This is a genomic window from Nostoc flagelliforme FACHB-838, from assembly GCF_014698065.1.
Classification (GTDB): domain Bacteria; phylum Cyanobacteriota; class Cyanobacteriia; order Cyanobacteriales; family Nostocaceae; genus Nostoc; species Nostoc flagelliforme_B.
The window spans coordinates 1-8,225 of record NZ_JACJSI010000260.1 but is presented as its reverse complement, the minus strand read 5'-3'; the positions used below and the strand labels follow the sequence as shown (position 1 = coordinate 8,225).

At 41.9% G+C, this 8,225-nt stretch carries 12 protein-coding genes; 7 read left to right on the top strand and 5 right to left on the bottom strand.

The window, feature by feature from the left end; genetic code table 11:
- Nucleotides 1-1,235: DNA polymerase domain-containing protein (locus H6G97_RS39920; RefSeq protein WP_206759150.1), on the top strand; the 1,235-nt coding region annotated here is incomplete at its 5' end.
- Nucleotides 1,236-1,450: 215 nt separating this feature from the next.
- Here the strand turns inward: H6G97_RS39920 and H6G97_RS39915 are convergent.
- Nucleotides 1,451-1,777: a hypothetical protein gene (locus H6G97_RS39915; RefSeq protein WP_190946156.1), complete on the bottom strand. Its 327-nt coding sequence runs from the start codon at nt 1,775-1,777 to the stop codon at nt 1,451-1,453.
- Nucleotides 1,778-2,185: 408 nt separating this feature from the next.
- Between H6G97_RS39915 and H6G97_RS39910 the strand changes: the two genes are divergently transcribed.
- The 3 genes from H6G97_RS39910 to H6G97_RS39905 all read left to right on the top strand — a co-directional run bounded on the left by H6G97_RS39910 (nt 2,186) and on the right by H6G97_RS39905 (nt 3,766).
- Nucleotides 2,186-2,455, top strand: coding sequence for a hypothetical protein (locus tag H6G97_RS39910; protein ID WP_190946155.1), 270 nt, complete (start codon nt 2,186-2,188; stop codon nt 2,453-2,455).
- A 416-nt stretch (nt 2,456-2,871) separates the two neighbouring features.
- On the top strand, nt 2,872-2,994 hold the full coding sequence (locus H6G97_RS55075; RefSeq protein ID WP_277883407.1) for a hypothetical protein: 123 nt from the start codon (nt 2,872-2,874) through the stop codon (nt 2,992-2,994).
- Nucleotides 2,995-3,301: 307 nt separating this feature from the next.
- The gene (locus H6G97_RS39905) at nt 3,302-3,766 is read left to right on the top strand and encodes a response regulator (protein ID WP_190946154.1); all 465 of its coding nucleotides are present in this window, start codon (nt 3,302-3,304) and stop codon (nt 3,764-3,766) included.
- Between the two features lie 21 nt (nt 3,767-3,787).
- Here the strand turns inward: H6G97_RS39905 and H6G97_RS39900 are convergent, their stop codons facing one another.
- The 4 genes from H6G97_RS39900 to H6G97_RS39885 form a co-directional block, all read right to left on the bottom strand.
- Nucleotides 3,788-4,039 carry a hypothetical protein gene (locus H6G97_RS39900; protein ID WP_190946153.1) on the bottom strand — a complete coding sequence of 84 codons (252 nt, stop codon included), beginning with the start codon at nt 4,037-4,039 and terminating at the stop codon, nt 3,788-3,790.
- A 778-nt stretch (nt 4,040-4,817) separates the two neighbouring features.
- Nucleotides 4,818-5,231, bottom strand: a complete 414-nt coding sequence (locus H6G97_RS39895) for a hypothetical protein (protein WP_190946152.1) — start codon at nt 5,229-5,231, stop codon at nt 4,818-4,820.
- The gene (locus H6G97_RS39890; RefSeq protein WP_190946151.1) at nt 5,216-5,452 is read right to left on the bottom strand and encodes a hypothetical protein; all 237 of its coding nucleotides are present in this window, start codon (nt 5,450-5,452) and stop codon (nt 5,216-5,218) included. The genes H6G97_RS39895 and H6G97_RS39890 overlap by 16 nt, the downstream gene beginning before the upstream one ends.
- Nucleotides 5,445-5,801 carry a hypothetical protein gene (locus H6G97_RS39885; RefSeq protein WP_190946150.1) on the bottom strand — a complete coding sequence of 119 codons (357 nt, stop codon included), beginning with the start codon at nt 5,799-5,801 and terminating at the stop codon, nt 5,445-5,447. Before H6G97_RS39885 ends, H6G97_RS39890 begins: the two co-directional genes overlap by 8 nt.
- Nucleotides 5,802-6,043: 242 nt before the next feature.
- On the opposite strand from H6G97_RS39885, the gene H6G97_RS39880 reads away from it, so the two are divergent.
- From H6G97_RS39880 to H6G97_RS39875, 3 genes are all read left to right on the top strand, one after another.
- Complete coding sequence (locus tag H6G97_RS39880) at nt 6,044-6,388, top strand: hypothetical protein (protein WP_190946149.1); 345 nt, start codon at nt 6,044-6,046, stop codon at nt 6,386-6,388.
- A 102-nt stretch (nt 6,389-6,490) separates the two neighbouring features.
- Entirely contained in the window at nt 6,491-6,619 is a 129-nt protein-coding gene (locus tag H6G97_RS55070; RefSeq protein ID WP_277883406.1) for a hypothetical protein, read from the top strand.
- Between the two features lie 223 nt (nt 6,620-6,842).
- A partial coding sequence (locus H6G97_RS39875; RefSeq protein ID WP_190946148.1) for a hypothetical protein occupies nt 6,843-8,225 on the top strand: 1,383 nt, incomplete at its 3' end.

Here is an 8,225-nt window from a genome sequence, read left to right as displayed (position 1 = left end):
CGACAAATAATGAAATAAAGCAACTGTTAGATATGGAATTAATTTGCGCTGTAGCTTACCAGACTAGTGACCAAGTTAGCAGCGTAGATGAATGGATTGCAGCTGTGATTGCTGATAAAGGTCGTCTGCAAAATAAAGACGGTTTGCACAATAACACTATCGATAATCGCACTAGAGCTTGGATATCTTTACCCCTTGAGGGGTTCATTGGCAACTTAGTTAATCAACGTAATCAGCTAAAGTTAGTCAAGAAATCTAACGCGACTGAACAAGAAAAGCTGCAAGCTGATGCAAAACAGAATGCACTTAAGTTATTTGTCAACACAACTTATGGTGTATTGGCATCACCTTACTTTGCAGTTGGTAATACAGTTTTAGCCAACAACATTACTGCTCGTGCCAGGGTGGGCGCTTGGATGCTAAACAAGAGTTTGCATACACGTCAGTCAATAACAGACGGCGGTATGTATTCTCTAACTGAAGTACCTGTACTGCGTGACAAGGCATATCTACCTGGATTAGCTCTACTTAGCGATAACAAACTTTGGCTTGACACGAAGAATTACACGCGAATTCTACAGCCACTGGCTGGTGTTGATTGGGAGAAAGTTTTTCAAGAAAATGGTGATGAATTAAAACAGCTTGACCAACTTGCAAAAACTCATATCAAAACTTTTTGGCTACGATACGGACTTGAGTTACCCTTTGCTATTGAACATAAGCTGGAGAATACTTTTACCATTGCAGCTTATATTAACAAGGCACACTACTGTTTTGTTCGACTTTCACAGGACAATAGTCTATCTAATAATCTTCTCTATCGCATACGTGGCGCTCGTGATTACAGTGATGATATTCTTCGCAAACATCCTACTTATCAGTTGCTCTGCAACATGGCTTATGGCTGCGATGAATTTCCACAAGAGCTTACTTATGACCATCAATCACTGCTGAAGATTAACAAATGGCTTGAGATTCAAACAAGCAATGGTTATCAAGAACTAAAGGAGATAAAACCAGGCGACGAATTAATAGAGTCGCGCACCGCCCGTTACAACAATACCCACTTCTTCTGTGACAGTGTGAATGAATTTAAGAAACGTTCTGAGCGAAAGACCCATGTTGCTGGTCAGCCAATAGAGTTTTTCGAGCGCTATAGAACTGGTGGTATTAGCAGAGTACATACACAAATGGTGTTAGATTCACTACAATCATTCGCAAATCAAAATGACTGAAAGAAATTTGAGTTTAACCCCAGCGTCCCCCCCCAGTTTTGAAAAAAGGGGGGGACGCTGGGGGGGTAAAATCCCTCAACCATACTGGTTTCAGCGATCGCAATCCTAAGCGGGGTTAGGATTAGACCCCACGTTTTTGCCGAAAACCCAAGATACGTATACTGAAAGAATGTAAGTTGTAGTGTTTATTGTTGCAGAATCCCGATTGAGAAAGTTTAGTTTTCATCTTTGGGTGGTTTCGGTTTCTTCTCGAAAATCTGGATACCAGCGTCAAGGACTTCAAAAGCATTCTTCAGACGAGGGCCTAGCTTGCCAGAGATAGAGCCAGCCCATTCGGGAAATTGAGCAGTTGTAGCTTCAGCCTTGCGCCAAGTTTTAGCTTTGATGAAAGCAATGAAGTTAACGCCATTGTTGTCAGTGAGGGTGATTTCCATTTTGTTGTTAGGAGCGGGTTTTGCAGTAGGAAGGGCGCCGCTAAATTTAATGATGACTTCGCTGCGAACATCTCTAGAGATGAGTTGCTGTAGGCCTTGGTTAGACATAGAAACAGATGAAGTGATTAAGAAAGTCAGATTCTATAAATCTAAGCAGAGTAATGGGGCAAAAGTAATAAGTAGGAGTAAATATAGTCGTGTAGCCTAGAAGGACTAAGGTAGAAGATTCTCTCACAGTTCCTCGTGATGCCCCCTGGTTATGGTTTGCCCTATCCTGTCGCGTGGGTAAGGCAAGCAATACACCGTAACGCGCTGCGCGCTCCTTTTGCTCCGCAAAAGCGGCGTGTTTGCTTGTTGGGGGTGTCCCCCAAACCCCCTTTTCACAGGTCTTTTCAAGGGGAAAATGAACTTACAAGAAGTTCCGGGTTATCCGCCTACCTGCTTGGCGCAGAGCGCCTAACGCAGCTACAGCGAATAACCCGGTTAAAAAATAAATAGCTGAGTGCCTAACTAGTTATGCAAGCAGACCCCGGTACCAATCACAGTAATCAACTAGCTGACACATTAAATAATCGGTCAGTAGTTGAGTCAACCTTGGTTGACGCGTTACCACAATTAACAGAAAGACTTACTCAATATCGGCATCAGATAGAAAGAGAGAAAATCACATTAAACTACCTAGAATCGGCGATTAATTATTTGGCTCAACCACTTTCGTCACAAACAACTGTAGACGCAATTGCTGAAAATAAAATTCCAACTATAACCAAAGATAACCAAAAATAAAAGATAATATTTCAACCTATATATATAAGTATTACAGCGCCGACTTGCAAAAATTATTAGTTAATGACCGAGATTAAAAATCCTATATTGGCGCTCAAAGATGATAACCCATGTGAGGAGGTTGAATAAATTATCAAAGTCAGCCCAGCCAAATGGACACAATATGACGCTAAAGCATTAGTACTAATCGCTAACAATTAACTGGCAACAAAGCCTGTCAGAACCAGAATATTCCTCGATGAAAAGCTGCGTCAAGAATAGAAATTCTTAGCCAAAGCTGTACCTATTGCTGTTGAACTCATCAATTAGCAATGAAGAGAAAGTGGTGAGAATAGCCTTAGATTTAAACGTGCAACTCTGGAGATACACTCTGGATAACTGGTATTTACCCATGATGAACGAGGTGAAATTTTCGAGTGGCAGTTAACCGAAACCAGTTAGGTGAGCTTGAGTATTCACCAATTTATGTGGGGGAAGTAGACTTAGAAGACCTGAGCTTTTGGCAAGAAGCAGAGCGCGTATTGCAACAAATAAGATAAGTTACAGGCAACCGACAGTTGCCTGTAAAATAGAAGACTATTCGCAGTTACATATTATTCATCCTAAAGCTGTTTAACTACCGTAGTAACACTGAAATGTCTTTTCTAGTAAAAATTTCTTGCTTTAAGATGTCAACTTAACTGAAGTTTATTTTCCTAGATTAGGGCGACTCTAATTTTGAGGATGATATGACTATAAATTAATATAGTGTTGATTTAGGAATGAAAATGTCTAAAAGCAGATGGTGCCCACCATCTGCTTATTAAGACTCCTAATTGTGATCACCAAGTAGGAGGTTTTTCTATTATGTCAAAACGTTGTACTGAGTTTTCTCCAGAAGAAGACAGAGAGCTTTTAGAACAAATACCGCAAAGTAAATCTATATTTCTCAATGGTTTACGGGTACTTGTGGTAGATGACAATGACGATTGCCTGTGTCTTGTAACGTTTGTTTTGTCAGAGTACCAAGCGGAAATCAAGGCGGTAATCTCAGTGGATGAGGCCATTGAAGCGATAGAAAAGTGGAAACCTGATATTCTAATTAGCGACATTGGTATGCCAGGCAAAGACGGTTATTGGCTAATACGCACCATTAGAAATTTTGAAGCTTTAGGACGGCGGTTTCTTCCTGCCGTTGCTCTGACAAGTTATGCGTATCCAGAAGACCGTACTAAAGCATTCGATGCCGGATTTCAAGAAGTTATTTGTAAGCCTTTTGAACCTGAGGAGCTAGTTGCAGTTGTGGCAAAGCTTACAGGACGAACTATATAAGGATAAGTGTAGCTCATAGGCTTACAGCTTAAGAAACGGTTTTATGTAGAAGTCGATTTTCTCAGAGCCCCAAAAGTGCAATGCAGACTGAAAGTTTTCTATAAAGAGTTTGTCATCTAAAGTAAGTTCAGACGGTTTCAATTTTTTAAGTAGTATGTATCGTTTAACAGCTTCTTGCTGTAAATAAGCTCTATCAGCTTTAGGCTGCCATTTATCATAGTTTTTAACCATAATTAACTGGAGGTTTTTGGGTGCTGTCTGATGGTCTGTCACGTATGCCCATTTACTTTATAGGGTTCAGTTTACTTCTGTCTAGACTGTCCGTCTGTCCGATTTTGGGTAATTTTGATCGTATTTGCATCAAGACAGATAGACAGACAGTAAAAATATCTATAGCATCGTCTTGCAAGATTCTCGAAATGTCAACTTAAGAGTTGGGAGGTAGCACGACTAGCTGTTGAACAAGTGTGATCGCCTTATAAAGTCCACTAACTTTCTCAATCCTGAGAATGGTCAGTGGTGACATAAAAAATTTATGCAATAAGTGTTCGTTCGGCTTGACAAAATCTTCAATCAATAGCAAGGTTATCTTTTGAGGGTTTCTGGATTTCGACCTTGCTGAAGCGGTTTATTTTCATAGGGTCTAGCCTACATTGTGTTTCTACTCTTTGATCATCTAGCCGCATCAAACCTTAATCTGGCGTGAAGATGTCGTAAACAGAACGCACCTATCCTCAGCTATTGCAAAATACTTTCATCTATCCTGCCTTACGGTTACTTGAAGCCGCTGGTGGGATTTTGGTTTGAAAGCTGGTATTTAGGAAAAATGTTTTCCTAGAGGGTACGGGCTAGAATTTCACTCTCAAATTTTTCTCGTCACTGTCACAAGAGCGTGGTTGGTTGGCGTTTCGTGTTTCACGTTTCACGCAACTGGAATGGCGTTTCACAGTGTGAAATGAGTCTGAAACATTAATGAAACCGTTGAAACTGTTTCACGAAAAGTTTCTCCGGTATTGGGGCTGTGATTTAGTATCGTTTCTAGTATCTAGTTTTAATCTCGCTGCAACTCCTTAATAAAAGCGTCAATTGCTTTCCCGGCTGTTGATTGCTTCCCCACTTTGAGCTTTTTGAGCGTGCGAACCGCAGTTTGACTCAGCAGTTCGCGATCGCGCACGCTCTCAGGCTCAACTGAGTTTGCAGTTATCTGTAGTTCAAGCCTTAATCGCTGGTTTTCACTCTCTAGTTCTCTAAGTTGTTTAGTCTGCCTTTTAATAACCGTTTCATCCCTCAAGATATCCTTTTCACGCTCAACGTCAGCCAGTTGTTGCTCTAGCTCTCGCTTTTGTTTTAAAGCTTGTTTGAGTCGAATCTCTAAACCGCCGACTTGGTTTTGTAAGTCGTCGATGACTTGATTATTCTGTGGCCCGGTAGTGCTGATGTCCGACTCTGCTACCGGGCTTTCCATTTTCCCCGCAGTTCCTCCAGTTGCGATCGCACTTCTGTTAATGCAGCTTCTACAACTTCTAGCCTTCTGTCTACAATTGTAGACGAATTTGTATACACCCCTAGATGCTCCATAATTACTCGCTGTGCTGTCTGATTTAGAGTTTCATCCTCTAATTGCAATGCGGATAGCGCTTGCACAGCTGCATCGGGCAAGCGAAACGAAAATGCTTTACTAGGCATACTCCAGACATCCGTAAACAGTTGTCACAACATTATCTCTTACTCGCAGACATTTGTATACAGTTGTTGACAGTGAGAAGAATAACTGGTATTCTGATTGTCTGTAGATTGTATACAGATGAATACAGGTAACAGCGTTTAAGTCGTCGTGTCGCATCGCTTCTCTGTCAGCGGTCTGTGGTGTCTGCAAGTGTCTGTGGCGGTGTCTAGTGTCTGGTCGTGTCTGTCTGGTGTCCGTTCTGGTGTCTGCCGTGAATTTGCCGTAAATGCTTGTTGTGCCGTGATTGTGCCGTAGCTTACGGCGCAAGCGGTGTCTAGAAAGCCGTGATTGCCGTAGACAGAATTTCACTGTCTGGTGTCTGGTGTCTGGCTGTGTCTGTCTGTTTACACATAGTCTAAGAATGTAGACAGCAATTTAACGGTTGTGCCAAATACGGCTGACCATGCCAAAAGATGGCTGGCCTAGACTCAAAAACTGGCGTATAATGCCTTTAATCGAATATTGCGCCACAAATTGGAGATTCCAGCCTCCAAAATGTGACGACTTCCCCTCCCGTAAAGCTAACGATTACGAAAGGAGCATAGACAATCATGTCAGAAATTCAGAATAGAGTACAGCTGATGACCATTCCCGCGCCGATATTTCAAATCGGTGAGATGGTTGAATGGACACTTGATGGTGAGACTAAACAGTACACCATGAGAGGTTCAGTGGTTGGACGCATCTATACAGAAAGCTTTTACAACGATGTATCGGTTTGGGAATATGCAGTTGAAATAATCCCGTCACTGATAGTTCCTCGCGGAAACTGGAAGATTGGATTTGACACGGTTGAGGAATTTGAACTGCAAAAATATGTTGTTCAGCCCCTCCAGGTGACAGGGGAGGATGATTCGGAACCAACCGAAAATGTTTTGAGTGCCTGTGCAGCATAAAGTTTAGAGGTTCTTTAGGGGTTCATTGAATATGAATCCCTACTTTCCTTTAATTGTCAGGTCTATACAAATGTATACATTGTGTATACAGGATAAAAGTCAGTGGTGAAATCATCAGGTGGTATGCAACCTGATAACTTAATTAGTTATCAAGCTGAAATTCAACTAGTGAATAAAACAATAACCGCTCGTGCTGGACACACAAACGGTTACGAAAACCAAAGTTTATAAGGTTTCACAATGTATGGTTATTCTATCAAAATTAGACCGCATCTGTCTAACAATTGCAACAGATGCCGAATGGCACTCGCCAGACAAAACCTGGCTTGCAACCGCATTCTCATGTACTTCAGGCCACAGATTCCTATTCGTAACGGAGTCAGTAAGCTCAAACTGCAAAGCCGCGCTTATAGCCTGTTGCCTTGACAGAAACATAGAGTTGATATTCCTGACAATGAGCTACGAAACCGATTTGCTCTCAATAGTTCTAGAGCGTGTTAATTCAAAGCACAAGAATATCAGATTGCTAATGTTCTACTCCCCAAAAGACCTTGAGTATTCAATGGGCTGGGAGAAGATACGAAAGCTGTATCTGTCAGGTGCTGTACAGCAAAAGCGAAACATTAGCACTCCCCAACCAATTACATTGCAAGTCGGCGATAGAAGTTATAGCTTAAGCATTAAGGACATGAAAGGTTGGTCTGGTACGGGCGGCTTGCAATCACTAGCGAAATCAGTAGGCTTTGAAATGACGGCGAAATCAGAGATGGATGATTACAAAAGTCGAATGCGAGATGGACTAGAAGCTATGCCCGCCATCTTTGCAGCCTACGCGATGGGTGATGTCGATGATTTGCACGAAATCTACAAAGCTTTTGTTGAACTTGTTCGCTGGGTACAAGCTGACATTATAGGTATTCCAGTTGAGGATTGCTTTACTGAAGATAATATCCCCATGACCACAGGTTCACTAGTGGCAGCTACCTTGTTGAAGTGGCTGCACACCCAAGGAACTAACAAAGAGCTAATGCAGTTTGCAATGAGAAAGCTTGGCTTGCTCGACACATCTGCATCAAACTATGACTACAGCTTGAAAGCTTATCTGCACGCAACAAGCACCTATCGCACACTTGAAAGTTTAGAGATAGCACTTTTATCAGGACAAGACAAGCTTTTAGAGCAATTCTACAAAGCCAAATACAAATATTTAGCCATCAGCCAAGCTAGCGTTAACTACTTCGCTGGAGTTACCTGTGACAGCGCGGCCTTTTCCGCCATCGTTCAAGGCGGTCGCTGCAATAACGAAAGACCTAGCGAATATGTTTGCCGCATAGGTGCTGACATTGACTTGCAAAGTTGTTATGGTTCGGCACTTAGAGCATTTGTTTATCCTTTGGGGCTGCCAACCGTCTGGAGTTACCGCCCTAACCAGAAACGCCCTACACTGCGAAAATGGCTTGCGAAGTACGAAGATAATTTAGTTGATAACTTATGGACTGCCACAGTAAGCGGTGATTTAACCTTTGCCCAAGACCTGATTTACAGCAAGTTAGTTACACAATACCAGATTAATCATGCAGCACTTGGCGATTGGGATAAAAATTATAACGATGACCACCGCGACGATGATATTGCTCACATTGCTGGTGAACTTGCACTGATTCGTAAGCAGATTCGCAACGGTATTATCACCACTGATATTCTGAAAACTCTCAAATCAGTTGCGACAAATAATGAAATAAAGCAACTGTTAGATATGGAATTAATTTGCGCTGTAGCTTACCAGACTAGTGACCAAGTTAGCAGCGTAGATGAATGGATTGCAGCTGTGATTGCT

Bases quoted from the DNA above. Each gene is read 5' to 3' on its own strand.
- H6G97_RS39905 (WP_190946154.1), top strand. From the start codon at position 3,302: ATGTCAAAACGTTGTACTGAGTTTTCTCCAGAAGAAGACAGAGAGCTT.
- H6G97_RS39890 (WP_190946151.1), bottom strand. From the start codon at position 5,452: ATGCCTAGTAAAGCATTTTCGTTTCGCTTGCCCGATGCAGCTGTGCAA.
- H6G97_RS39895 (WP_190946152.1), bottom strand. From the start codon at position 5,231: ATGGAAAGCCCGGTAGCAGAGTCGGACATCAGCACTACCGGGCCACAG.
- H6G97_RS39915 (WP_190946156.1), bottom strand. From the start codon at position 1,777: ATGTCTAACCAAGGCCTACAGCAACTCATCTCTAGAGATGTTCGCAGC.
- H6G97_RS39880 (WP_190946149.1), top strand. From the start codon at position 6,044: ATGTCAGAAATTCAGAATAGAGTACAGCTGATGACCATTCCCGCGCCG.
- H6G97_RS39910 (WP_190946155.1), top strand. From the start codon at position 2,186: ATGCAAGCAGACCCCGGTACCAATCACAGTAATCAACTAGCTGACACA.